The following is a 22,416-nucleotide window of genomic DNA, read 5'->3' as shown; positions in this document are numbered from 1 at the left end:
TAAAGTAGATGCGTCTGCCCCACGATTCTCAGTCCATGATGGTATTGCGATCATTGCCATTGCATTGGAGTGCGCAAGCAGGTCATTTCCACCCCGCAGGCAGGGCAGGCATCGGTTTCTGGCAAACTTGGTGCCCAGTTTTCACCCTGAAAAACAAAAACATCCATGACTACCAACATCGCCAAAGTCACCATCATCGACCACCCCCTGGTTCAGCACAAACTGACCTTGATGCGCCGCAAGGAAGCCAGCACCAACAGCTTTCGCCGCATGCTGGGCGAGTTGTCGACGCTGATGGCCTATGAGATCACGCGCGACTTTCCGCTGCAGGATCTGGAAATCGAGACGCCCATGGAGAAGATGGTCGGCAAAGTAATCGACGGCAAGAAGTTGGCCCTGGTGTCCATCCTGCGCGCAGGCAATGGTTTTCTGGACGGCATGCTGAACGTGGTGCCGGGCGCGCGCATCGGCCACATCGGCCTGTACCGCGACCCGCAGACGCTGCAGCCGGTCGAGTACTACTTCAAGATGCCCGACAACATGGGCGAGCGCGATGTGATCGTGGTGGACCCGATGCTGGCAACGGGTAATTCGGCCGCTGCAGCCGTGCAGCAACTCAAGGACAAGTGCCAGCCCAAGTCCATCAAGTTCATGTGCCTGCTGGCGGCACCCGAAGGCATTGCCACCCTGCAGAAGGCGCACCCCGATGTGCCCATCTTCACGGCTGCTGTGGACCGCGAGCTCAACGACCACGGCTACATCCTTCCTGGCCTGGGCGACGCTGGCGACCGCATTTTCGGCACCAAGTAACGAAAAGCTGCCCCGGCAGGCCGCGTCCGCGCTGGAAGCCCGGGCGCTTTTTTTGCATCCACCCGGCCCAAATCCGGCTGTCAGGCCCTCGAATTCTACTCGGTTGCTATTTTGCGGTGATTTATTTGCTATTTAATAGATAGCAAATGGCACATGCCAGTAAAGCGCTGCAATGCGTTTTTGCCAGCGCACCACTGATCAATCGGTTTCCCGCGCCCGCAGCACCATGGTGTTGCCTGCCATGCTGACATCGAAGTAGCGCAGAAAGTTCTGGCCCAGCAGCGCATCCTTGTCGCTCTCACCCGTGTAGCCGGTGCCAACCCGCAGGTTGTTGACGGCAAACGGGCCGACTTCAATGCGCTCGGCCCTGCGCATGGTGCCTTCGCGCACACCATTGGCCGTCTGGAACTGCATGGGTACGCCTTCGGGCAACTGGGCGCGTTCGGCCACCTTGTCGGTGATGCTGATGATGCTCGCCCCGGTATCGACCATGAACTGCACCGGCACGCCGTTGACGGCACCGCCCACACGGAAGTGCCCGTCCCTGTCACGTGGGATCTCCAGCACACCGTGGGCCAACACCTTGCCTTCGGCGGGCTTGCGGTACGCATCGGTCGCCAGATAGATCACCAGCGTCACCGCCGCCCAGCCGCCCAGCAGCAGCCAGGTGGTGCGGCGCGTGGGCGCTGGCGGGCCGCCATTCGGTGAAGATTTGCGTGGCGCGCCCGGTGGGGCTGCAGGCGGGTATGCGGGCGGCCACGCTGGTGGTGGTGTTGGGGGCGCAGAAGATTGTGAGGCAGGCGAAGGCGCCTGCCATGGTGCTGACGGCGGCGAAGCGGTTGCGGGCGGCTCGGCGGACAGGTTGGCATCCGGCGTGGCAGGAGCGGGGTCGGGGTTTTGGGTGCGAAGTCGGCTCATGGATCAGCTTCAGAACCTACCCAAACAGAAATGCAGCAGATGCACCTCCACGGGGCCAGCGCATTCGCCTGCGCCCGGTTTGCGTAAGTCGCGGTTTTTTGCCAACGCACACAGAGGATGCGCCAGCCGGTGACAGAGCTTGAATCATACCGGTACCACAGGCATGCGCAGCGCCCTGGTGTGCGGCGGCCCAAATCGGGAGTGTTTGCCCCCTGGCAGACGCCACCACAGGTGACAGCCTCCTTGCGCCAGCATACCGTTCGCTGCGTTAGGATGGCCGCCTTTGCATTTGTCGCGTCCATTGCGATCACACGGTCTTGCCGTCAACCGCCCTGCTGCCCCATGACCCCTACCCGCCGCCACCTGCTCCAAGGACTTGCCAGCCTGGCCAGCGCCTGTGCACTGCCCCTGTCCCTGACCCGCGCACATGCTGCCGATACCGTCTGGCCCAGCAGACCGCTGCGCTTTGTGGTGGGCTACCCGGCGGGCTCCTCACCCGACATGCAGGCGCGCATGATCGCCCAGCCGCTGGCGCAGATCCTGGGCCAGCCAGTTGTGGTCGACAACAAGCCCGGCGCCAGCGGCAATATCGGAGCAGACCAGGTGGCCCGCGCCACCGATGACCATACCTTCGGCATCATCGGCAACGGCCCGCTGACATCATCACAAGCGCTGTACTCCAGGCTGCCCTACAACCCGGCCAAGGATTTTGCACCGCTGGCGCTGGTTGGCGTATCACCGCTGGCCTGGGTGGTGCCTGCTGCGGCAGGCACTTCTGCCGACAAGGCGCTGGCGAGCTTGCGCAAAAAAGGCAAGGCCGCCAGCTATGGCTCCACCGGCCTGGGGTCAGGCGGCCACCTGGGCATGGAACTACTCAAGGATGCCCTGCACTTTGAAGCGCTGCATGTGCCCTTTACTGGCGCGCCGGGCGTGGTGTCCGCCCTGCTTGGCGGTCAGCTCGATTGCGCGCTGCTGCCCATCTCGTCCGTCCTGCCCCTGGTGCAGAACGGCAAGCTCACGGCGCTGGCCGTGACATCGGCCCAGCGCACCAGCCTGATGCCGGACACGCCTTCCATGCGCGAGATCGGCGCCAAGGATGTGAACATCGAGGTGTGGAACGCGCTGATGGCCCCCGCAGGCATGCACGCGGCGGTGCAAGGCCCGTTGAGCGACGCGCTGGTCAAGGTGCTGAGCAGCGCGGAAATCAAGGAGCAGCTGTTGCGCCAGGCCTGGACCCTGGACGATCCCTCGCCCGTTCGGCTTTCGCAGCGCATTGCCGCCGACCGCAAGATGTACAACGAGCTGATTGCTCGCAAGAAACTGCAGCTTGAGTGAGTTACTTGTCCTGGGTCAATACACCCTGTGGTCTGGCAGACATTGGCTGCCGCCTAAAGATTCAGGCGCTGGGGTGGTCAATAGTGGCCGCAATGCGTGGCGGCAATACAGCGGCAGCAGTGTCTGTCAGCGCCGCACCTGCAGCGCGCCCGGGTTGACGATATTCGTCGGCCGGCCCTTGATGTAGTTGATCACGTTGTCAAACGCTGCGCCAAAGTACATCTCGTAGCTGTCCAGCTCCACATAGCCGATGTGGGGCGTGCAGATGCAATTCTCCAGCCGCAGCAGGGCATGACCCTGCAAGGTGGGCTCGCTCTCGAATACGTCCACGGCTGCAATACCCGGGCGGCCCCGGTTGAGCCCCGCGATCAAGGCATCGGGCTGCACCAGTTCGGCCCGCGAGGTGTTCACGAAGGTGGCAGTCGGCTTCATCATCGACAGGTCGTCAAAGCTGATGCAGCCGCGTGTCTGGTCGTTGAGCCGCAGGTGGACCGAGAGCACATCGCTGGCAGCAAAAAAAGCCTGTTTGCTGGGGGCGACCTTGTGCCCGTCAGACAGGGCGCGCGCACGCGAATTGTCACTGCCCCAGACCAGCACCTCCATGCCGAAGGCCTTGCCATAACCAGCCACCATCTGGCCGATCTTGCCGTAGCCCCAGATACCCAGGGTGCGGCCGCGCAACACCGTGCCCAGGCCAAAATTGGGCGGCATGTTGGCCGCCTTGAAGCCCGACTGCTGCCAGGCACCATGCTTGAGGTTGGCTATGTACTGCGGCAACCTGCGCGCAGCCGACATAATGAGCGCCCAGGTCAATTCCGCAGGAGCAACGGGAGAGCCCACACCTTCAGCCACAGCCACACCGCGCTCGGTGCAGGCTGTCAGGTCAATGTGCGAACCGACCCGGCCGGTCTGCGCAATCATCTTGAGGCGAGGAAGCTTTTCCAGCAGCAGGCGGTTGATGTGGGTGCGCTCGCGGATCAACACGATGATGTCGGCATCACGCAGCCGCACCGACAGCTGGCCCAGGCCCTTGACGGTATTGGTGTAGACCTTGGCTGAATAGTCATCCAGGCGCGATGCGCACTGCAGCTTGCGCACTGCATCCTGATAATCGTCCAAGATCACAATATTCATACGAAGACCATTTTTCCTCGAACGCTACATCCAGTCAAAGCAGGCCCTTGGGCTGCGAACTGTGATGCACCCATCTGCCGACGCCATGACTGGGCACCCTGGCCATTTGGCTTCATGGCAAAAACAATTCTTTGCACAGCGCCTGCGACCTCATAAGCTATGAACATCATAGCATCTATCCATGCAAAAAAGCCACCGTGGCTTTGGGCGGCGGATAAATACCCATCGCGTATCAACCATGCACTTGAGAAAGAATCGTCGATTGTTCGACAATTCCGTCATCGCGCCGTCATGCTGCCGCGTTGTAGCGAAACACGCACCTGTCCTGCGCAGCTGTTGCTTTCGCCACCAAAGCCTACCGCTTTACATGGTGCAACGCTAGCAACTGCATGTACTTGGCGCTATAACTATTGCTCCACATCTGCTTTGTTGGTTGATACCATCATGACGAAACCGGCTGTCCGCTCCCGCAACTGTTGCTCCAAACATATGTTCGAAAGAACCATGGAGGAATGGGGAGGCGAACAGGATCTATGGGTATTTGCCTATGGCTCACTGATCTGGCGTCCAGAATTCGAGTTTCTGGAATGTCGCCACGCGCGCGTGTACGGCTGGCATCGCGCGCTCAAGATGTGGAGCCACATCAATCGCGGCACGCCAGAGTGCCCTGGCCTCGTGTTCGGCATGTTCTCGGGAGGCAGCTGCCGGGGTATGGCCTTTCGCATCGCGCGCCACCATGTACCGGAAATGATGCCGCGCCTGTGGCAGCGCGAAATGGCTGCCGATGCCTACGATCCCAAGTGGCTCGATTGCCAGACCGAGAACGGCAATGTGAAGGCGCTGGCTTTTACCCTGTCAAAAACCAGCCCGCGTTGCACGGGTACCCTGTGCGAGGATGACTACCGGCGCATCTTTGCCCAATCGTGCGGCATCTACGGCACCACCCTCGACTATGCCCAGTCCACCTTCACTGCGCTGCTGCAGCAAGGCATCCATGACCGGGCCCTGGAGCGCTTGCTTCAACTCTCGGCGGAAGCTGCTGCACCCCACACCTGAGCGCCCAATACACCCACTTTCCCCAGCCTGCCGCCCTGGCAGGCTTTTTTACTCCCCAAAACAAACACCCTGCGCCTGACTGCAATGCTTGCAGTGCCAGGCCACAGGGTGGTCATGGGGTGTCCAGGTTCCAAGTCAAAGGGTTGGAGCCCTGACGTAAGCAACGGCTCCCTGGAGGAGCCGTTTGCCGAGGTTACAGCCCTTGGGCCATAACAGGAATAATGGGTTTACAGCGATGCCGGTGCGCGCTTGCGATCACGTTCGTCTTCTGGCCAGATGCTGAAAACAGTGGTGGGGGTCATGTCAGAAATCTCCTAAAGATGAAACTACAACGGGCCGCACACGAAGCAGGTTGACAGTGACTTGCACGCAAATTGATATTTACAAAATGTTTACATTTTATGTTTTTACCAGTATTTAATTTGGACAATTGATCAACAATCCGTTACTGGAACGGAGAGAAATTTCCAAAATTATTCTTCCATATCAGGGTCTTATTCAAAAAACTTAAAAAGTAACTTAATCCATCAAATCAGAGGCTATCAAGCCGCCAAAGCCTCCAAATTGATGAAAAATCACCAAATTTTCAGTCAATTAGACGAGAAATTTTCAGATTAGTGATCCAAATAACCAAATCAATGATCGTTTCGACAATCACATCTTCATACTACCCCACTTCGAACGACCACTTGTGCCTGGGGCTGCCAGCCATGATTGAGCGGGCCGTGGCCCTGGCCGGTATGCACGTCGGCGCCGGCTGCAATGGCACCCAGGATGTACTGGCGGCCACGCTGTACGGCATCCGGCAGCGTATGGCCCAGGGCCAGCTGGCAGGCAATGGCGGATGACAGGGTGCAACCCGTGCCATGGCCATTATGGGTGTGGATGCGGGGTGAAGCCAGGCGCAGGCGCGTGCCATCGGCCATAGCCAGCAAGTCCACCACTTCCTCGCCGGGAAGGTGCCCTCCTTTGACCAGCACCGCCTTGGCACCCATGGCCAGCAGATCCTGGGCGGCGCGCTCCAGCTCGTCTGCCCCCTGGATGGTGCGACCCAGCAGCAAGCCTGCCTCATCCAGGTTGGGGGTGATCACCGCAGCGCGAGGAAAAAGCTGGTTCACCAGTTCGCCCACCGTCGCCTCGGCAATCAGGCGGTCGCCACTGGTGGCCACCATCACCGGGTCCAGCACCACATTGCGCAGCGCATACCGGTCAATGGCAGCAGCGACCACCTGAACCACCTCCGGCGCATGCAACATGCCGATCTTGACGGCGTCGGTGCCGATATCCTGCAGCACGGCGTCAAGCTGATCCTGCAGGAACTGGGGTGGCACTCCGTGAATGCCGCGCACGCCCTGGGTGTTCTGGGCCGTCAACGCCGTGATCGCCGTCATGCCGTAACAGCCCAAGGCGCTCATGGTTTTCAGATCGGCCTGGATGCCTGCACCACCACCGCTGTCGGAGCCGGCAATCGACAGCACCCGGGCGTAGCGCGGCAAGGTGGCGGAAGCGTTGAGGTTCGAACGGGTCATGGCAGGTATCCAAAACAAAGGCCGGGCAACACAGGCCCGGCGCGCGGAAATTATCCACGATTGCAGGTGCGGCTTGATGCTGTGCGGGCCGCTGCCCCAGGCGCTGTGCTCTAATATCCGCTTGAGACGAAACAGGGGTGTCCCTGTGCATGCATCCTCGCATGTGCAGTGCGGCTGAGATCAGACCCTTTCACCCGATCCAGACCATGCTGGCGTGGGGAGTTTTCGACACGGCTGCATCCGCTGTTTTGTCTGTTGCGTGCTGGGCGCTTTCTCCGGCCCGGGCGCCTATAGGCAAACATGACTTCTCACGCACTCATTCCCGCTCCTGCCCGCCTTGCCATCCTTGGCGGTGGCCTGCTCGGGCGCCTGTTGGCGCTTGTGCTCTCGGGCAAGGGCTATTCCATCGATCTGTATGACCGTGGCGGCCCGCAGGCCGAGCATGCAGCCGCACATGTGGCCGCTGCCATGCTCGCCCCGCTGGCCGAGTCAGCAGTTACCGAGCACGGTGTCGTGCGCATGGGCCAGTACGGCCTTGCGCGCTGGCCGCAGTTGATTGCCCAGTTGGCCGATCCTGTGTTCATTCAGCAAGCCGGAACCATGGTGGTCTGGCACCGGCAGGATGCGGTCGAGGCCCAGCGCTTTCGCCGCATTCTGGAGCGCACCCAGGCGGCCATTGCGGAGCTGCCCCCTTTGCAGGCGCTGGATCGCTCCGCCCTGCAGGCGCTCGAACCGGCACTGGCCTCGCATTTTCAGCAAGGCTATTACCTGCCTGGCGAAGGCCAGCTGGACAATCGCCAGTTGCTGGCTGCCCTGGTGCCCGCGTTGCAGGCGGGCGGCGTGCGCCTGCATTGGCATACGCCCCGCGAGGTGAGCGACTTTGCCCCGGGCGAGGCCGGCCAGCCTGATTGGCTGATCGACACCCGGGGCCTTGGCGCCAAACCACAGTGGAGCACGCTGCGCGGCGTACGCGGCGAAGTGGTGCGCGTGCACGCCCCCGAGGTGAGCCTGAGCCGCCCTACGCGCCTGATGCACCCGCGCTACCCAATCTACATCGCCCCCAAGCAGAACCATCTGTTCGTGATCGGCGCGACTGAGATTGAATCGGACGATATGTCGCCCGCAAGCGTCCGCTCGGCGATGGAGTTGCTCTCTGCGGCCTACACCGTGCATAGCGGTTTTGCCGAGGCGCGCATTCTGGAGATCGGCGTGCAGTGCCGCCCCGCCCTGCCCGACAACCTGCCCGCCATACGGCAGACCCAGCCGCGTGTACTGGAAGTCAATGGCCTGTACCGCCACGGCTTCATGATCTCTCCTGCAGTGCTCGACTGTGCCGTGCAGGTGGTGGAAACCGGTGGCTCGCCGATGGCGGCACAGTTCGGTCTGGCCGTCAGCCTCCTCTGAAAACCTGTTTTCACCCTCTATGATGGGCACTTCAACCGATATGACGATGCAAATCCTTTTGAACAACCAGGCCACCGAGCTGCCCGCCCATGCCACCGTAGCCCAGGCGCTGGCCCAATTGCAGCCGCAACCACCCTTTGCCGTGGCGGTGAACACCGAGTTCGTGCCCAAGGCGCTTTACGAGAGCCGGGTACTCCAGGCCAATGACAAGGTCGAGGTGATCTCGCCGGTCACTGGCGGCTGACAACCGCATGAACGGCGCCCGCTGTGCTGTAAAAACACGCCCAGGATTCCGCGTGTCAGCACCTTCCTGCAGATTTGCTCTACTTTTGATAGCAATCTGCGCGCTCCAGTTGAGCGCTGATGGCCATTTTTCTACCAATTTCTAGCCATGACTGCCATTCCCTCCTCTGACGACGCCCTGGTTCTGTATGGCCAGCGCTTTCAAAGCCGGCTGCTGCTGGGCACCTCGCGCTACCCATCGCCCGCAGTGCTGGAGGCCGCAGTCGCCCGCGCCAGGCCAGCCATGGTGACTGCATCGCTGCGCCGCCAGGGCAGCAATGCGGCAGAAACCGGCAGCGACTTCTGGGCCCTGCTCAAGCGCCTTCAGGTGCCTGTGCTGCCCAACACCGCAGGCTGCATGCGCGTGCAGGAGGCGATCACCACCGCGCAGATGGCGCGCGAGGTGTTCGAGACGCCGTGGATCAAGCTGGAGCTGATCGGTGACGACTACACCTTGCAGCCCGATACGCTCAACCTCGTCGAAGCGGCCTCCATCCTGATCAAGGACGGCTTTCAGGTGCTGCCCTACTGCACCGAAGACCTGGTGCTATGCCAGCGCCTCGTCGACGTTGGCTGCCAGGCCGTCATGCCCTGGGCAGCGCCCATCGGCACGGGCCGTGGCCCCGTCAACCCGTACGCGATGCAGGCCTTGCGCGAGCGCCTCGACGTACCGCTGATCTGCGATGCCGGCCTGGGCCTGCCCAGCCACGCCTGCCAGGTGATGGAATGGGGCTTTGACGGCGTGCTGCTCAACACCGCCGTGGCGCTGTCGCAAGACCCCGTCGCCATGGCTGGTGCCTTTGCCGACGCTACGGCAGCGGGCCACGCCGCCTTCCGGGCAGGCGCCATGCAAGCGCAGGACACGGCCCAACCCAGCACGCCGGTGCTGGGCACGCCTTTCTGGCACAACGCCTGAATGGATGGCTGAGAGCGCCTGCCAGATCAGCGAGAAACACCCCAATCACCATGACCGCCAGCCCCATCGCCCAAGCCATTCTTGATGTTCATCAAGCAGACTTTGCGGACTTTCCACCGCAGCCCGCACCAGCACTGACGCACGCGCAGCAGCAGGACACCGTATATGCAGGTGCAGTTGCGGCCTGCAGCCAGTTGGGCTTCATCGCCATTGATGCAGATTGCATTGCCAAGGCTTGGTCCGCGCAAAGCCAGCGGCTCGGTGTGTTCGACGCCCACGCCTGGCCCACAGCCGCTGCAGATTTTGGCCTGCAGCTGCGTACAGAGTCAGAAGCCTTTGTTGCCTGCCCCGAGCAACTGGGCCTGTACGCCGTGCTGCCCACTGCCCAATGGGTCGGCCGCATGGCGCATGCCGGCGTGCCCACCGTGCAACTGCGTTTCAAATCGGAAGATGCCGCAGCGGTGGAGCGCGAAGTCCAGGCAGCGGTGGAGGCCGTCAAGGGCACGCCCGCCCTGCTCTTCATCAACGACCATTGGCGCCAGGCCATCGCAGCGGGTAGCTACGGTGTTCACCTGGGTCAGGAAGACCTCGATGCACTCAGCAGCGCCGATCTGACCGCCCTGCGCGCCAGCGGTGTGCGCCTGGGCGTCAGCACCCACGGCTACGCCGAGATGGTGCGCGCTAGCCAGGCGCAGCCCAGCTATATCGCCATGGGGGCTGTATTTCCCACCACGCTCAAGAAAATGGCCACCGTCCCGCAAGGCCTGGCGCGCCTGATGCGTTATGCCGCCCTGACGCGCGGCTACCCGCAGGTGGCGATTGGCGGCATTGGCGCTGCGCAGTTTGCACAGGTGCTGGAGAGCGGCGTTGGCTCCGTCGCGGTGGTGCGCGCCATCGTCAATGCGGACAATCCAGAGAAGGCTGCAGCCGAGTTGATGGCCTTGATGCCGCAGCGCTACACCACGTAAAGCAGCGCAGCATCGCGCCGCCCGGCAGCTGCCTGCAAAAACGCACGCAGCTCGGCCTGCAGGCGCACCAGCTGGCGCAGCGTTTCCAGCTGATTGCCTGCAGCACCGCGCGCCACAAGTGCCTGCACACGCTGCGAGAACACGCCCGCATCCAGCGCCCGCAGGCGCTGTACGCCATCTTCCACCCTGTCGGCCGGCCACACCCAGCAATGCAAGGCGGGCGTGCCTTCCACAGGCACGCCATCTGCCAGTTCGGGCAATACCTCCATCAGCTGCTGCCACAGCGGGCCCATCTGCATCAAGGCATTGGGGCCTGCCTGGATCGCGCTGCGCTGAAGGTAGGGATCGATGCTGGCGGGCTCGATCAGGAAGCCGCGCAGGTCATAGCGGCTCACGGCATACAGCAGGCCTTCATCCGTCATGCGGGCACCTCGCCAGCCACGGACTGCACCGCCTGTTGGGCCGCAGCAATGGATTTTTTCATGGCGGCAATTTGGGAAACATTGTCAGGATCACACACCTGGTAGAGCAGCAAGGCTGTTTGCAGATGCGCAAGGCGCGCTGCCGGTTGACCCACCTCGGCCATGAAGCCAGCAAAAACCTCATAGGCACGTGCGGCTGCCAGCGAATAGCCTCGGTAGCTGCGGTGCTGAATGCGCAGCGATTGTTCGATCAGTGCCTTGACCCTGGCAGGCTGGTGGCGCACCGAGAACGCGGCATAGCGAGTCAGTACATCGGAGACGGCCTCGCTGTCTTCCATCACATCTCCCATCACGATGATGTGCTCGTGGGCACTGGCCCAGCATTCCGACGCGCCGGAGACATCGCCTGCGCGCTCGAAATTGAGCGCCAGCCGCTGCAGCAAACCACAGACCTGGGGGCCGCTGCCTGCGCTCCGCGTGACCAGCGCCAGCGCCTGGCGGTAGTAGCGCGTGGCCTCAGCCGTATCGCCCTGGGCAAAGGCCAGATCGCCCAGCTTTTCCATCGCCTGGCGTTGCAGCGGCTCCGGCACAGGGCCATGGCCAGAGGACTTGCCATCGACCTGACCGGCCAGTTGCAGCAGCAGCTGGCCGTGGGCCTGCACCTGCGCGGTCTGGCCCAGGTTGTGCGCAATTTCCATGGCATTGAGCAGGTGTGCAGCCAGATCGGGCGCATCCACTGCCTTGGCGGACTGGCGCAGCGCAATGATCTGCGCGCACAGCGTGGCGGCCTGCTGCCAGTCGCCTGAGCGCATCAGCGCTTCATACTGACCGGGCTGCACCTGCATGGCTGGAGCGCCCGGCTGGCTTTGCAGCGGCGGGTTGCGCAAGCGGTCGAGCCAGCCCTGGGCCTGCTGGGCTTGCACCGACAGGTGCGCAAACGGAGCTGCCAGGTGCACGCCCATCTGCAGTTTCTTGCGTGCTCCCTCCAGGTACTGGGTCTGGTAGAGCACCATGCCATGCAGCAGATAGGCTTCGGCGAGGTGCGGATCGTGCTGCGGACGGCGGCTGCGCTGCTGCAGGTACTGGACGAGGCGCTCTGCCGCTGTATGCGCCCCTTTGGGATGGTTGTCCTGCAGCGTCTGGGCAATCTGCTTCTTGGTCAGTTGGATGGCACGGGTTTTCTTGTGTGCATCGGCTTCATCACGGGAAGGTGCAGCCTCCTTCACGGCGGCTGCCAGCGGTGCGGCTCGCACAAGTGGCTCGCCGCCGGAATCCACAAACCCGGCCAGCTGGGTATCCATCTCCTCTTCTACCCTGAAGTAGTCATGCAGCCAGAAGCCATCATGGCCCAGCCACAGGAGAATGGGGCCCAGCAGATAGGGGGCGTAGGACGCCCAACTGCCGCCCCAGATCCACAGCCCCACCATCAGCACCGTCAGCAGGAGCTGCACCGTGGCGCTTGCATAGCGCTGCAGATAAAAGCGGTGCGCGCCCGCCCAGCCTGCCCCGATCAGCAAGCCATAGGCCAGACGCGCTTGTTTTTCCCCCATCCCTGCATCCCCTCTCTTCACCCCGGCCGGAGCCAATGGGCGGATTTCTGGATTCTTATCGGCAGCATTCCTGGGTGAGGCGCACTGGTGCTGCGCGCCGACAGGCGATTGCCACTATAGGAAGTATAGCAATTGCCCATCCATGGACCGCATCCGATCGCGCAACTGTGCACGCGCAGCGACAGCTATCAAGTTCGTAGCAATTTTGATCGTGTTTGGCACACAACAGCCATGCGCGATTCTGCGCAAACAGGCGATTTTCGGTTGCAAAGGCTCCAAGGAACATGCAGCGGCCCCGAATGCGTGCGCTGATGCGTGCCCATCTGCGCTCAACCGCCCTCATCCGCACGAGCCTTCACGGGTGCGCTCCATGGAGCCATCCCGTCTTCCGGGACGGCGGCCGGGTACAGCCCGGCTGCGGCCCGCTCGCAGTTCTATTTTTGAGAAAAAACAACTCCAGCACACCACTGGCGGACGCTGAAAGCTATAAAATATATAGCAATCAGTTACGCACCGGCCAATTCGATTGCTTCCACCGAGCGGCCAGGCTTGGTGCGCGCCAGTTGCATCACTTCGTGCGGAGGCAAGGTTTTGAGGCGATGGTCGCTCCACACCTGGCGCCAGCGGCGTGCGCCCGGCATGCCCTGGCGCAGGCCCAGCATGTGGCGGGCGATGCTGTACCAGTGCGTGCCATGGGCAACGGCTTCACGCTCCATGTAGCGCACCATTTCTTCTTCCACCGATTCGCGCGTGGCGTCGCTGGCTGGGTCGCCGTAGTACAGCGCGTCCCAGCAGGCAAGCCACCAGGGGTTGTGGTAAGCCTCACGGCCCACCATCACGCCATCTACCTGCGCCAGCTGCGCGACAGCGGTTTCGTCATCGGCAATGCCGCCGTTGATGGCAATCGTGAGCTCGGGGAAGTCACGCTTGAGCTGCGCCACCACGTCATAGCGCAGCGGAGGTATCTCGCGGTTTTCCTTGGGAGACAACCCCTTGAGCCAGGCGTTGCGTGCGTGAACGATGAACACCTCACAGCCCGCGTCGGCCACGGTTCCGACAAAGTCGCGCACAAAATCGTAACTCTCCACCTTGTCAATACCAATGCGGTGCTTGACGGTAACCGGCATATCCACCGCATCGCGCATCGCCTTCACGCAATCGGCGACCAGGTCCTTCTCGTTCATCAGGCAGGCGCCGAACGCACCGCGCTGCACCCGCTCGCTGGGGCAGCCGCAGTTGAGGTTGACCTCGTCGTAGCCCCATTCCTGCGCCAGCCTGGCGCACTGGGCCAGATCGGCAGGTTCGCTCCCCCCCAACTGCAAAGCAACAGGGTGCTCTTCATCATTGAAGCGCAGGTGCCGGGCCACATCGCCATGGATCAGGGCGCCGGTCGTCACCATCTCGGTATAGAGCAAGGTGTGGCGCGTGAGCAGGCGGTGCAGGTAGCGGCAATGGCGGTCAGTCCAGTCCATCATCGGCGCCACACTCATGCGCCAGGGGCTGTGTTTTGGGGATTCGGTCATGGTGTCAGGCAGCCCGGGCGCAGATCTTCTACCCGGGCGCAAAGCCTTTGCATGCCTGAAAGCCGGTCTCGGCAGCATGCATTGGCGAATGATTGGTAATGCGCCATTTTAATTTAGACGGGCTCTGAAGCCACAACAGCGCCGTAATGACCGCTTAGAACGTGTTTACGATCTCTACGCAGCCGCGTTGGAGTGCAATCGGGATGAGTTCGAAGCGATGGGACGCAGCTTGCACCGGGGTGCAAGCAAGGGCGAGCGCGAAGAAATCGCCCGATTTCACTCCAACCCGTAGGGACAGTGGCCTTGCGGGCGGTTTGCGTCGTTGCAGCGCTTGCCAATAGCAGGCTATTGGCTGCGCACTGCGCCGCTAGGCGCGCCCCTCGCATCCCATCCCTAGCCGGGCGCCCCGCAAAGCCGCTGTCGCGGCGCGAGGAGATCGTAAACACGTTCTTACACGGCACCACCTGCCCCGGCATACACTGCAGCGAGCGCTATAGGAGGAAAACCATGGACACCTCACGCATGATGGTCATGTGCCAACCGTCTGACCCGGTGCTCAGCCGTATGAGCAACGCCATCGACCAGCGAGGTTTGCGCGAGTTTCTGGGAGCGCGCATGTTCCCCGAGTGCAATTGGCACCAGACGCTGTGCGGCCCCTACCCCGCCTGCCTTGCCACAGAGCGGACACTGGCGCGCGCATGCGATGCGGCGCTGGCCATGCCGATGCGGGCTTTTCGGTTGCGGCTGAACCGCATTCGCGGCGAGCACAGGCCTGCTGGAGAGCGCACGCACTGGTCCTTCCTGTGTCAGGGGCGGCCCAGCGAGTTTGATGATTTGCTCCGATGCTTGCAGACCGAGGTACAACCAGACCTGCCTCCGGACGCAGGGCATACGCCCCATGTCACCATCAGCTACCGGGCGCCTGCCCCCTTGGATACGCTACGCATTCAGCCCATTGATTGGCTGATCCAGCAGATTTTGCTGGTGGTACGGCAAGGCACAGGCAATGGCTGGCGCTACGAGGTGCTGCAAAGCTGGGAATTGCCCGTCATGCCTGCCAACGAGCGCCAGCTCGAGCTGTTTGCACCGGTGCGCACGGCAGTGGACCCACCCAGCCCATGAAAAAGCCGCCGCAGTGCCTGGCACTACAGCGGCTTTTGGCGTAACACCCTTCTGAGATCAACCGCCCAGGTAGGCCTTGCGGATATCCTGGTTGCGCAGCAGATTGACGCCGCTGTCCTCCAGCGTGACCCTGCCGGTCTCCAATACATAGCCCCGGTCGGCGATCTGCAATGCCTGGTTGGCGTTCTGCTCCACCAGAAACACTGTCACCCCTTGCTCGCGCACGGCCTTGATAATCTCGAAAATCTGCGCAATGATGAGCGGTGCCAGCCCGAGCGTGGGCTCATCCAGCAGCAGCAGGCGCGGCTTGCTCATCAGCGCACGGCCAATGGCCAGCATCTGCTGCTCCCCGCCCGACATGGTGCCGGCGCGCTGCTCGGCCCGCTCCTTGAGGCGCGGGAACAGGCCATACACATAGTCGATTCCCTGTGCAATCTCGTCCTTGCTCAGAAAGAAAGCGCCCATCTGCAGGTTCTCCACCACCGTCAGGTCCTTGAAGACCCGGCGGCCTTCCGGCGAGACGGCAATGCCCTTGCGCATGATCAGGTGCGACGACTGGCCTACCAACTCCTCGCCCTCGAACTTGATGGAACCGCTCGTCGCGCGTGGATTGCCGCACACGGTCATCAGCAAGGTGGTCTTGCCCGCGCCGTTGCTGCCGATCAGCGAAACGATCTCGCCCTGGTTGACATGCAGACTCACATCGTTGACTGCACAGATCGCACCGTAATGCGTGCTGATATTCTTGATTTCCAACATCGGCTGCATCACGACTCTCCCAGGTACGCCTTGATCACGCGTTCGTCATTGCGGATCGCCTCCGGCACACCCAGTGCAATCGGCTTGCCATATTCCATCACCAGGATGCGCTCGGACACCCCCATCACCAGACTCATGTCATGCTCAATCAGCAGCACAGTGACACCATACTCCTTGCGCAGCTGGTCGATCAGGTGCTGCAATTCCACCTTCTCCTGCGGGTTCAGGCCCGCGGCAGGCTCGTCCAGCATCAAGAGCTTGGGGTTGGTAATCATGCAGCGCGCAATCTCCAGCCGGCGCTGGTGGCCATAGGCCAGATTGCCCGCCTCCCGGTTGGCAAAGGCCCGCAGGCCCATCACGTCCAGCCAGTGCGCGGCATTGGCCTTGGCTCCCTCTTCCGCCGCGCGGTAGGCCTTGGTCTTGAACAGCCCCGAGAGCAGATTGCGCTTGACCTGCTGGTGTTGTGCCACCAGCAGGTTCTCCATCACCGTCATGCCCTTGAACAGGCGCACGTTCTGAAAGGTGCGCACCACGCCATGGTTGGCCACAGCGTGGCTGGGCAGGCCCGCGATGGACTGCCCGTTGAGCGTGATGGCCCCTTCGGTCGGTTTGTAGAAACCGCTGATGCAGTTGAACACCGTGGTCTTGCCCGCGCCGTTGGGGCCGATGATGGCGAATATCTCTTGCTGCTTGACGTCCAGCGCCACATGGTCGACAGCCAGCAGGCCGCCGAAGCGCATGCACAGACCGTCCACTTTCAACATGGTTTGACTCATAAACACTTCTCCCTGTTTGCGTTATCCGTGTTTACGGTCACTTCAACTCTTCGTGGTGGCGCTTCATCGGGAACAGGCCCTGCGGACGCCACACCATCATCAGAATCATCACCAGGCCGAAGATCAGCATGCGGTACTCGGAGAACTCGCGCGCAAACTCGGGCAATACCGTGATCAGAATCGCCGCAACAATCACGCCCAGCTGCGAACCCATGCCACCCAGCACCACAATCGCCAGGATCAGCGCAGACTCGATGAAGCTGAACGATTCGGGGCTGACGATGCCCTGGCGTGCGGCAAAAAACGCACCTCCAAAGCCCGCAAACATGGCGCCCAAGGTAAAGGCCGACAGCTTGATCTTCGTGGGGTTCATGCCCAGCGATTTGCAAGCCACCTCGTCCTCCCGCAATGCCTCCCAGGCACGGCCTATCGGCATGCGGATGAGGCGGTTGCTGATCCACAAAGTGACCAAGGCCAGAATCAGCGCCAGCAGATACAGGAAGATCACCATGTGCATGGTGTTGAACTCGAAGCCCAGGAACTGCTGCAAGGTCTGCGCACCTTCCTTTGAGGCCGTGCGCGTCAGCTCAAAGCCCAGCAGCGTTGGCTTGGGGATGTTGGAGATGCCATCGGGCCCGCCGGTAAAACCCACCAGATTGACCAGCAGCAGCCGGATGATCTCGCCAAAGCCCAAGGTCACAATGGCGAGGTAATCGCCACGCAGCCGCAATACGGGAAAGCCGAGTACAAAGCCGAACAGCGCGGCAGCGGCGCCCGAGAACGGCAGCGCTTCCCAGAACGACCACCCCGCCCAGTGGAACAGCAAGGCATAGGTATAGGCGCCCACGGCGTAGAAGCCGACAAAGCCCAGATCCAGCAGGCCCGCAAAGCCCACCACGATGTTCAGGCCCAGGCCCAGCATCACGTAGATGAGCGCCAGGGTAGCAATATCGACCGCATTGCGGCCACTGAAGAAGGGCCAGACGATGGCTGCCACAATCACCAGCCACAACAAGGTGGTGCGGGTGCCGTGCTTCATCGCAGGTAGGCTTGGCGCCTTGATATGCGCCATCTGCTTGGCCAGAAACGGCTTGATGAGCTGCAGCACCAGCACGATCACAAAGCCCCAGATCACCAGGTTCCAGTGCGGCTCGATGTAATTGCGCGTGCCTTTGCGCTCCAGGTGCAGGCCGAAGATGGGCAGCACCACCAGCGCCGCCAGTACGGCGGAAATCAGTGCATTCTTGAAATTCGCTTTCATCAGACCTTCTCCACTTCGGGCTTGCCGAGAAGACCTGTGGGACGGAACAACAGGATCAGCACCAGAAGGCCAAAGGCCACGATGTCCTTGTATTCCGACGAAATGTAGGCTGCGGCAAAAGTCTCTGCCACGCCCAGCAGCACGCCACCCAGCATCGCGCCGGGAATGCTGCCGATGCCGCCCAGCACAGCAGCCGTGAAGGCCTTGATGCCTGCCACGAAGCCAATGTAGGGGTTGAGCTTGCCGATGGCCAAGGCAATCAGCACACCGCCCACTGCCGCCAGCACGGCGCCCAGGATGAAGGTGAAGGACACCACCTTGTTGGTGTCGATGCCCAGCAGATTGGCCATCTGCATGTCCTGCGCGCAGGCGCGTGATGCACGGCCCATGCGCGAATGCCGGATATAGAGCGTGAGCGCAATCATCAGCACCACGGCCACGACGATGATCAAGATGCGCGTATACGGAACAAACACCTCGAAACCATCACCCATATGGAAGTTGAATGCGCCGGGCAGCAGCGAAGGCACGGCCATGTCGCGCGCGCCCTGACCCAGGGCCACCCAGTTCTGCAAAAAGATCGACATACCGATGGCCGAGATCAGCGCCACCAGACGCGGGCTGCTGCGCAGCGGCTTGTACGCCACCTGCTCGACCACATAGCCGTACACACCCGTCAATACCACCGATACCAGGAGCATGGCCCCGATCACGACAAACACCGGAATGCCGCTTTGCGTACCAATTGCCGACAAGGTCACCATACCTATGTAGGCGCCAATCATGTAGATTTCGCCGTGGGCGAAATTGATCATTCCGATAATTCCATACACCATCGTGTATCCAATGGCCACCAGCGCGTAGATCGCACCCAGTGACAGGCCATTGAACAACTGCTGTATGAATTGGGGCAAAAAATCACTCATACCTTACCGCCTCAATTCCCTGGCCGCTGTGACGGCCAAAACAAGAAGGCATGGTTCTATGTTTTAGAACCATGCCCTTCATCTCACCAACCCGGATTACTTCGTAGCAGGGGTCTTGCTGCCATCCTTATGCCAGTTGAACACCTGGAAGTCATATGCCTTCAGGTCGCCCTTGGCATCCCATGCCAGGTTGCCCAGCGGGGTTTCAAAGGTTGCAGTGTGCAAGTGCTTGGCCACCTTGCCAGCGTCGTTGCCCACGGCCTTGATCGAATCGGCGATCACCTTGACTGCGGTGTACGAGCCCATCTGGAACGAGCCGGAAGGATCGCGCTTCTTGTCCTTGAATGCCTTGACCAAGGCCGCATTCTTTGGGTTGGAAGCAAAGTCTGCAGGCAGCGTCACCAGCATGCCTTCGACGGCGGGGCCTGCAATGGCGTTGATCTCAGGGTTGCCCACGCCTTCTGGCCCCATGATGCGGACCTTCAGGCCTTGCTCGGCGGCCTGGCGCAGCAGCAGGCCCATTTCTGGGTGGTAGCCACCGTAGTAGACGAAATCCACACCGGCACTCTTGAGCTTGGTGATGACGGCAGAGTAGTCGCTGTCGCCGGCGTTGATGCCTTCGAACAGCGCGACATTCACGCCATCGGCCTTGAGGGTGTCACGCACAGCGGTTGCAATGCCCTGGCCGTACGACTGCTTGTCGTGCAGCACAGCGACCTTCTTGGGCTTGATGGTTTGCGCAATGAACTTGGCAGCGAAAGGACCTTGCTGGTCATCGCGTCCAATGGTGCGGAAGACCGAGGTGAAGTTCTTGCCTTCGGTCAGCGCTGGCGACGTGGCAGATGGGGTCACCACCACCACGCCTTCGTTGTTGTAGATCGGTGCAGCTGCAATGGCTGCACCCGAGCACACAGGGCCCACCACATAATGAATCTTGGCGTTGACTACGCGGTTGGCAGCCACGGGGCCTTGCTTGGGCTCGCAGGCATCGTCCACCACCACGGCTTCGAGCTTGTTGCCATTGATGCCGCCAGCGGCATTGATCTGCTCAAGAGCGGTGTCCACCCCTTCCTTGACCATGTCGCCGTACTGGGTCAGAGGACCGGTGGCAGGAATCACCACACCAATCTTGATGTTCTCTGCCTGAGCAGCGCCAGCCAACAGGGAACCAGCCAGACCAAACGCAACCGCCAAGGTGTTCAGGCGAAACGGTACCTTCATATCTCAGATCCTTTGTAGTCAAAATATTGGTCGCCTCACATTGTTTCGGCAACAACGATCACGGGCGATCCGGGGAGCATATCGTTACAGGCAAATCCTGCAACAGGGATGCCAAGGATTGGCAAAACTGTCACTTTTGTGCTAGCGTAATTAGAATATTCGATTTGACGGTTTTTTCAGGGTCGGCGCCACTTTTTCTACGCCATTTCTTCCGCGCTGGTGGCCTTCAGCGCCGCCCAATGATCCAATGCCGTGAACCGCATCTGGATGCGTATTTCCATAGGAATTATGCAGCACAGCTAATGCTTTTTAACATTACTCAGACGCGCCCTACAGAAGACAGCCGTGCTTTCGGAGAGCATAGAGGACACCATGAAAGGAGTCCGATATGCAGCAAGCACCGACCTTCCCCATGCTCACCATGCCATCGCGCCCTCTCGTCGCCCAACGAGGAGAGAAACAAAGTCGATATGTCCCCGCTGTGGCGACTGACATCCGCAAGACCTTCGACAAATACAGGCGCTTGATGGCGCAGCAGGAAAAGAAATGAGGCTTTCAGCCGATACCTCTGACCCAAAACCGCCTCCCAGGGCGGTTTTCTCGTTTTCAAGACAAGGCATCACATCCGGCCACCAGGAAAACCACGGTAGACAGCGCGATCAGGCACGCACCGCCTTTTGCGAAATGACCTGCCCCCAGCATCCTTGAACCGCCTGCCAAGGTGACATGACAACCTGTCAAATTAACTTTTCATAATTTGTCAATTCGACATACGTCGTTCACAGGTACAAAAAAATATATTCTGATTCAATAAGTTAGTAATTCATGAGTGCATGGCAAGCATTTTGCTTTAAGCCTTGCGAGCACAAGCAATGACATGAATGAACACCATGATGAATCGACAGTCTTTCGCGCTATGCATCCTGGCATTGTCCAGTGGCGCATGGGCGCAAGCGACAGGCCCTGTGGCCGGGCTGCAGCCAGATCGCAGGCCGGACGGCGCACCCCAATTGGCACAAGCCACCTTGACTCCAGAGAAACGAGATCAAGTTCTGCGAGGCATAGAACGTCCAATACCCGGAAATGTGGAATCCATTGCCACCACAGGCAGTTGGTGGGTTCCACTTCGGGGCCCTGGCATGACGGGACCGTATGACCTACGCGGGTGGCACAGCATCACAGCCGCAGGCGTTCCTGGCTCAGCATCTGCGCGCTGAGCGCTCTCTCGAATTCAATACCACGTTTTTACCGCCCTCCAGAAACAGGAAATGGAGGCGTTATATCGGAATCGTCGACACCCTTTTAGGGTGGCTGCGGTCCTGCCGACAGGCAGGGGGCGGTGCGCCCCAAAAATTGTGAGTTCCTCTCTAAGTACGTAAGGAAAAAAGCTATGAAAGTTGTTCGCAAAGTCCTCGGTCTTTCGGTTACGGTCGCTGCATTAGTGACAGCCTTGCCGGTGACGGCTCAACAGTCCGGCATGAGCGGTATGTCCGGCCAACAAGGCATGAGTGGCATGTCGGGGATGTCCGGCATGAGCGGCATGTCCGGCCAGCAAGGCATGAGTGGCATGTCGGGGATGTCCGGCATGAGCGGCAAGTCCGGCCAACAAGGCATGAGTGGCATGTCGGGGATGTCTGGTATGAGCGGCATGTCCGGCCAACAAGGCATGAGTGGCATGTCGGGGATGTCCGGCATGAGCGGCATGTCCGGCCAGCAAGGCATGAGTGGCATGTCGGGGATGTCTGGTATGAGCGGCATGTCCGGTCAACAAGGCATGAGCGGCATGTCTGGGATGTCCGGTCAACAAGGAATGAGTGGCATGTCGGGCAACAAGGCAAAAGCCCCAAAGGCCAAAAAACAAAAGCCCCAAGGACAGCAAGGTATGAGCGGCATGTCCGGCAATAACAAATAGCGCCCTGCCAAGCATTGAGATTGATCGCTTGAAGAGCGGTCAATCTCACAAACCAGCCCCGATCAATATGGGCGGAAATCGCAATTTTGTTTCCCAGGAGTACACCTATGAGTGCCTTGTGGCCAAGGCGGTGGCAAATTGTTTTAGCCAGCTTCACAATAGTCCTCGCAATCGCTGGTTGCAAGGAGAACTCTTCCACTGCGCCCTCAGTCACCAAAGGCAGCGAAACAGAGTCATCAGTTGCGTCTTCATCGGGAGTTGCCGCGAGCTACCATGCCGCAAAGTACGACCCTATTCACTTCAAGCCTGCCATTGACAAAGCCAGCGATCAACAGTGCTTGGCATGTCATGCAGAGGTACTCAAACCCTCGGTCAAAAAAAGCTCTTCGGCAGGGGTAGAGGCAGCCACAGCAACAGCTTGGTACCAGCAAACATCAACCTACCAAGGCGAACAAGATACCTTCCATCGTCGACACCTCACCACGGCGCTCGCCAAGCAGGGGCCTTGTTGCATAAATCGGTTTGGGACTGAGTCTCCCCAAACCCCAGACGTAGTTATGCCACGGCCACCGTTTGGGGCGTGCCCAGCTCG

At 60.8% G+C, this 22,416-nt stretch carries 21 protein-coding genes; 10 read left to right on the top strand and 11 right to left on the bottom strand.

Annotation, left to right across the window (positions count from 1 at the left end):
- The first annotated feature begins 165 nt into the window (after positions 1–165).
- Positions 166–810 (top strand): uracil phosphoribosyltransferase, encoded by a 645-nt coding sequence (gene upp / locus ABIE32_RS16890; RefSeq protein ID WP_377779892.1) that lies wholly within the window; start codon positions 166–168, stop codon positions 808–810.
- Between the two features lie 198 nt (positions 811–1,008).
- Here the strand turns inward: upp and ABIE32_RS16885 are convergent, their stop codons facing one another.
- A complete protein-coding gene (locus ABIE32_RS16885; RefSeq protein WP_429017839.1) occupies positions 1,009–1,728 on the bottom strand; it encodes a retropepsin-like aspartic protease family protein in 720 nt (239 codons plus the stop codon).
- A 342-nt stretch (positions 1,729–2,070) separates the two neighbouring features.
- On the opposite strand from ABIE32_RS16885, the gene ABIE32_RS16880 reads away from it, so the two are divergent.
- Positions 2,071–3,063 (top strand): Bug family tripartite tricarboxylate transporter substrate binding protein, encoded by a 993-nt coding sequence (locus tag ABIE32_RS16880; protein WP_429017838.1) that lies wholly within the window; start codon positions 2,071–2,073, stop codon positions 3,061–3,063.
- A gap of 126 nt (positions 3,064–3,189) precedes the next feature.
- On the opposite strand, the gene ABIE32_RS16875 is transcribed toward ABIE32_RS16880, so the two are convergent.
- The gene (locus ABIE32_RS16875; protein WP_184710877.1) at positions 3,190–4,197 is read right to left on the bottom strand and encodes a D-2-hydroxyacid dehydrogenase family protein; all 1,008 of its coding nucleotides are present in this window, start codon (positions 4,195–4,197) and stop codon (positions 3,190–3,192) included.
- A 489-nt stretch (positions 4,198–4,686) separates the two neighbouring features.
- Here ABIE32_RS16875 and ABIE32_RS16870 point away from each other — a divergent pair, with 489 nt between their 5' ends.
- Complete coding sequence (locus tag ABIE32_RS16870) at positions 4,687–5,253, top strand: gamma-glutamylcyclotransferase (RefSeq protein WP_429017836.1); 567 nt, start codon at positions 4,687–4,689, stop codon at positions 5,251–5,253.
- 662 nt (positions 5,254–5,915) lie between these two features.
- Here ABIE32_RS16870 and thiD read toward each other — a convergent pair.
- Complete coding sequence (gene thiD, locus ABIE32_RS16865) at positions 5,916–6,782, bottom strand: bifunctional hydroxymethylpyrimidine kinase/phosphomethylpyrimidine kinase (protein WP_429017835.1); 867 nt, start codon at positions 6,780–6,782, stop codon at positions 5,916–5,918.
- Positions 6,783–7,082: 300 nt separating this feature from the next.
- Here thiD and ABIE32_RS16860 point away from each other — a divergent pair, with 300 nt between their 5' ends.
- The 4 genes from ABIE32_RS16860 (at position 7,083) to ABIE32_RS16845 (ending at position 10,352) form a co-directional block, all read left to right on the top strand.
- Entirely contained in the window at positions 7,083–8,186 is a 1,104-nt protein-coding gene (locus ABIE32_RS16860; protein ID WP_429017833.1) for an FAD-dependent oxidoreductase, read from the top strand.
- A gap of 46 nt (positions 8,187–8,232) precedes the next feature.
- Positions 8,233–8,430 (top strand): sulfur carrier protein ThiS, encoded by a 198-nt coding sequence (gene thiS, locus ABIE32_RS16855; RefSeq protein WP_224149052.1) that lies wholly within the window; start codon positions 8,233–8,235, stop codon positions 8,428–8,430.
- Between the two features lie 147 nt (positions 8,431–8,577).
- Positions 8,578–9,384, top strand: a complete 807-nt coding sequence (locus ABIE32_RS16850) for a thiazole synthase (protein WP_429017831.1) — start codon at positions 8,578–8,580, stop codon at positions 9,382–9,384.
- A gap of 50 nt (positions 9,385–9,434) precedes the next feature.
- Positions 9,435–10,352: a thiamine phosphate synthase gene (locus ABIE32_RS16845; protein WP_429017830.1), complete on the top strand. Its 918-nt coding sequence runs from the start codon at positions 9,435–9,437 to the stop codon at positions 10,350–10,352.
- Here ABIE32_RS16845 and ABIE32_RS16840 read toward each other — a convergent pair.
- The 3 genes from ABIE32_RS16840 to dusA all read right to left on the bottom strand — a co-directional run bounded on the left by ABIE32_RS16840 (position 10,340) and on the right by dusA (position 13,847).
- Positions 10,340–10,774 carry a hypothetical protein gene (locus ABIE32_RS16840; RefSeq protein ID WP_224149054.1) on the bottom strand — a complete coding sequence of 145 codons (435 nt, stop codon included), beginning with the start codon at positions 10,772–10,774 and terminating at the stop codon, positions 10,340–10,342. The genes ABIE32_RS16845 and ABIE32_RS16840 overlap by 13 nt on opposite strands.
- Positions 10,771–12,324: an NINE protein gene (locus ABIE32_RS16835; protein ID WP_429017828.1), complete on the bottom strand. Its 1,554-nt coding sequence runs from the start codon at positions 12,322–12,324 to the stop codon at positions 10,771–10,773. Before ABIE32_RS16835 ends, ABIE32_RS16840 begins: the two co-directional genes overlap by 4 nt.
- A 506-nt stretch (positions 12,325–12,830) precedes the next feature.
- Complete coding sequence (dusA, locus tag ABIE32_RS16830) at positions 12,831–13,847, bottom strand: tRNA dihydrouridine(20/20a) synthase DusA (RefSeq protein WP_429017827.1); 1,017 nt, start codon at positions 13,845–13,847, stop codon at positions 12,831–12,833.
- A 507-nt stretch (positions 13,848–14,354) separates the two neighbouring features.
- Here dusA and ABIE32_RS16825 point away from each other — a divergent pair.
- Positions 14,355–14,969, top strand: coding sequence for a 2'-5' RNA ligase family protein (locus ABIE32_RS16825; protein ID WP_429017826.1), 615 nt, complete (start codon positions 14,355–14,357; stop codon positions 14,967–14,969).
- A 57-nt stretch (positions 14,970–15,026) separates the two neighbouring features.
- Here the strand turns inward: ABIE32_RS16825 and ABIE32_RS16820 are convergent, their stop codons facing one another.
- From ABIE32_RS16820 to ABIE32_RS16800, 5 genes are all read right to left on the bottom strand, one after another.
- Positions 15,027–15,728 (bottom strand): ABC transporter ATP-binding protein, encoded by a 702-nt coding sequence (locus ABIE32_RS16820; RefSeq protein ID WP_224152656.1) that lies wholly within the window; start codon positions 15,726–15,728, stop codon positions 15,027–15,029.
- A gap of 8 nt (positions 15,729–15,736) precedes the next feature.
- On the bottom strand, positions 15,737–16,504 hold the full coding sequence (gene livG / locus ABIE32_RS16815; protein WP_224149058.1) for a high-affinity branched-chain amino acid ABC transporter ATP-binding protein LivG: 768 nt from the start codon (positions 16,502–16,504) through the stop codon (positions 15,737–15,739).
- A gap of 37 nt (positions 16,505–16,541) precedes the next feature.
- The gene (locus ABIE32_RS16810; protein WP_429017825.1) at positions 16,542–17,765 is read right to left on the bottom strand and encodes a high-affinity branched-chain amino acid ABC transporter permease LivM; all 1,224 of its coding nucleotides are present in this window, start codon (positions 17,763–17,765) and stop codon (positions 16,542–16,544) included.
- Positions 17,765–18,691 carry a high-affinity branched-chain amino acid ABC transporter permease LivH gene (gene livH, locus ABIE32_RS16805; protein ID WP_429017823.1) on the bottom strand — a complete coding sequence of 309 codons (927 nt, stop codon included), beginning with the start codon at positions 18,689–18,691 and terminating at the stop codon, positions 17,765–17,767. The genes ABIE32_RS16810 and livH overlap by 1 nt, the downstream gene beginning before the upstream one ends.
- A gap of 96 nt (positions 18,692–18,787) precedes the next feature.
- On the bottom strand, positions 18,788–19,912 hold the full coding sequence (locus tag ABIE32_RS16800) for a branched-chain amino acid ABC transporter substrate-binding protein (protein WP_429017821.1): 1,125 nt from the start codon (positions 19,910–19,912) through the stop codon (positions 18,788–18,790).
- A 388-nt stretch (positions 19,913–20,300) separates the two neighbouring features.
- Between ABIE32_RS16800 and ABIE32_RS16795 the strand changes: the two genes are divergently transcribed.
- Together ABIE32_RS16795 and ABIE32_RS16790 are read left to right on the top strand one after the other, a co-directional pair.
- A complete protein-coding gene (locus tag ABIE32_RS16795) occupies positions 20,301–20,462 on the top strand; it encodes a hypothetical protein (RefSeq protein WP_224149061.1) in 162 nt (53 codons plus the stop codon).
- 840 nt (positions 20,463–21,302) lie between these two features.
- Positions 21,303–21,824 (top strand): hypothetical protein, encoded by a 522-nt coding sequence (locus ABIE32_RS16790; RefSeq protein WP_429017819.1) that lies wholly within the window; start codon positions 21,303–21,305, stop codon positions 21,822–21,824.
- Positions 21,825–22,416: the final 592 nt, after the last annotated feature.

The organism is Comamonas sp. 4034, assembly GCF_050434545.1.
GTDB classification, from domain to species: Bacteria; Pseudomonadota; Gammaproteobacteria; order Burkholderiales; family Burkholderiaceae_C; genus Comamonas; species Comamonas odontotermitis.
Note: the sequence above shows the minus strand (reverse complement) of the source record. Positions and strands in the feature narration are given on the sequence as shown.

Excerpts from the sequence above, each read along its gene's own strand:
- ABIE32_RS16795 (WP_224149061.1), top strand. The coding sequence starts at position 20,301 with ATGCAGCAAGCACCGACCTTCCCCATGCTCACCATGCCATCGCGCCCT.
- ABIE32_RS16825 (WP_429017826.1), top strand. The coding sequence starts at position 14,355 with ATGGACACCTCACGCATGATGGTCATGTGCCAACCGTCTGACCCGGTG.
- livH (WP_429017823.1), bottom strand. The coding sequence starts at position 18,691 with ATGAGTGATTTTTTGCCCCAATTCATACAGCAGTTGTTCAATGGCCTG.
- livG (WP_224149058.1), bottom strand. The coding sequence starts at position 16,504 with ATGAGTCAAACCATGTTGAAAGTGGACGGTCTGTGCATGCGCTTCGGC.
- ABIE32_RS16835 (WP_429017828.1), bottom strand. The coding sequence starts at position 12,324 with ATGGGGGAAAAACAAGCGCGTCTGGCCTATGGCTTGCTGATCGGGGCA.
- ABIE32_RS16790 (WP_429017819.1), top strand. The coding sequence starts at position 21,303 with ATGAAAGTTGTTCGCAAAGTCCTCGGTCTTTCGGTTACGGTCGCTGCA.
- ABIE32_RS16880 (WP_429017838.1), top strand. The coding sequence starts at position 2,071 with ATGACCCCTACCCGCCGCCACCTGCTCCAAGGACTTGCCAGCCTGGCC.
- ABIE32_RS16875 (WP_184710877.1), bottom strand. The coding sequence starts at position 4,197 with ATGAATATTGTGATCTTGGACGATTATCAGGATGCAGTGCGCAAGCTG.
- ABIE32_RS16840 (WP_224149054.1), bottom strand. The coding sequence starts at position 10,774 with ATGACGGATGAAGGCCTGCTGTATGCCGTGAGCCGCTATGACCTGCGC.
- upp (WP_377779892.1), top strand. The coding sequence starts at position 166 with ATGACTACCAACATCGCCAAAGTCACCATCATCGACCACCCCCTGGTT.
- ABIE32_RS16810 (WP_429017825.1), bottom strand. The coding sequence starts at position 17,765 with ATGAAAGCGAATTTCAAGAATGCACTGATTTCCGCCGTACTGGCGGCG.
- thiS (WP_224149052.1), top strand. The coding sequence starts at position 8,233 with ATGCAAATCCTTTTGAACAACCAGGCCACCGAGCTGCCCGCCCATGCC.
- ABIE32_RS16870 (WP_429017836.1), top strand. The coding sequence starts at position 4,687 with ATGTTCGAAAGAACCATGGAGGAATGGGGAGGCGAACAGGATCTATGG.
- thiD (WP_429017835.1), bottom strand. The coding sequence starts at position 6,782 with ATGACCCGTTCGAACCTCAACGCTTCCGCCACCTTGCCGCGCTACGCC.
- ABIE32_RS16850 (WP_429017831.1), top strand. The coding sequence starts at position 8,578 with ATGACTGCCATTCCCTCCTCTGACGACGCCCTGGTTCTGTATGGCCAG.
- dusA (WP_429017827.1), bottom strand. The coding sequence starts at position 13,847 with ATGACCGAATCCCCAAAACACAGCCCCTGGCGCATGAGTGTGGCGCCG.
- ABIE32_RS16820 (WP_224152656.1), bottom strand. The coding sequence starts at position 15,728 with ATGTTGGAAATCAAGAATATCAGCACGCATTACGGTGCGATCTGTGCA.
- ABIE32_RS16845 (WP_429017830.1), top strand. The coding sequence starts at position 9,435 with ATGACCGCCAGCCCCATCGCCCAAGCCATTCTTGATGTTCATCAAGCA.
- ABIE32_RS16885 (WP_429017839.1), bottom strand. The coding sequence starts at position 1,728 with ATGAGCCGACTTCGCACCCAAAACCCCGACCCCGCTCCTGCCACGCCG.
- ABIE32_RS16860 (WP_429017833.1), top strand. The coding sequence starts at position 7,083 with ATGACTTCTCACGCACTCATTCCCGCTCCTGCCCGCCTTGCCATCCTT.
- ABIE32_RS16800 (WP_429017821.1), bottom strand. The coding sequence starts at position 19,912 with ATGAAGGTACCGTTTCGCCTGAACACCTTGGCGGTTGCGTTTGGTCTG.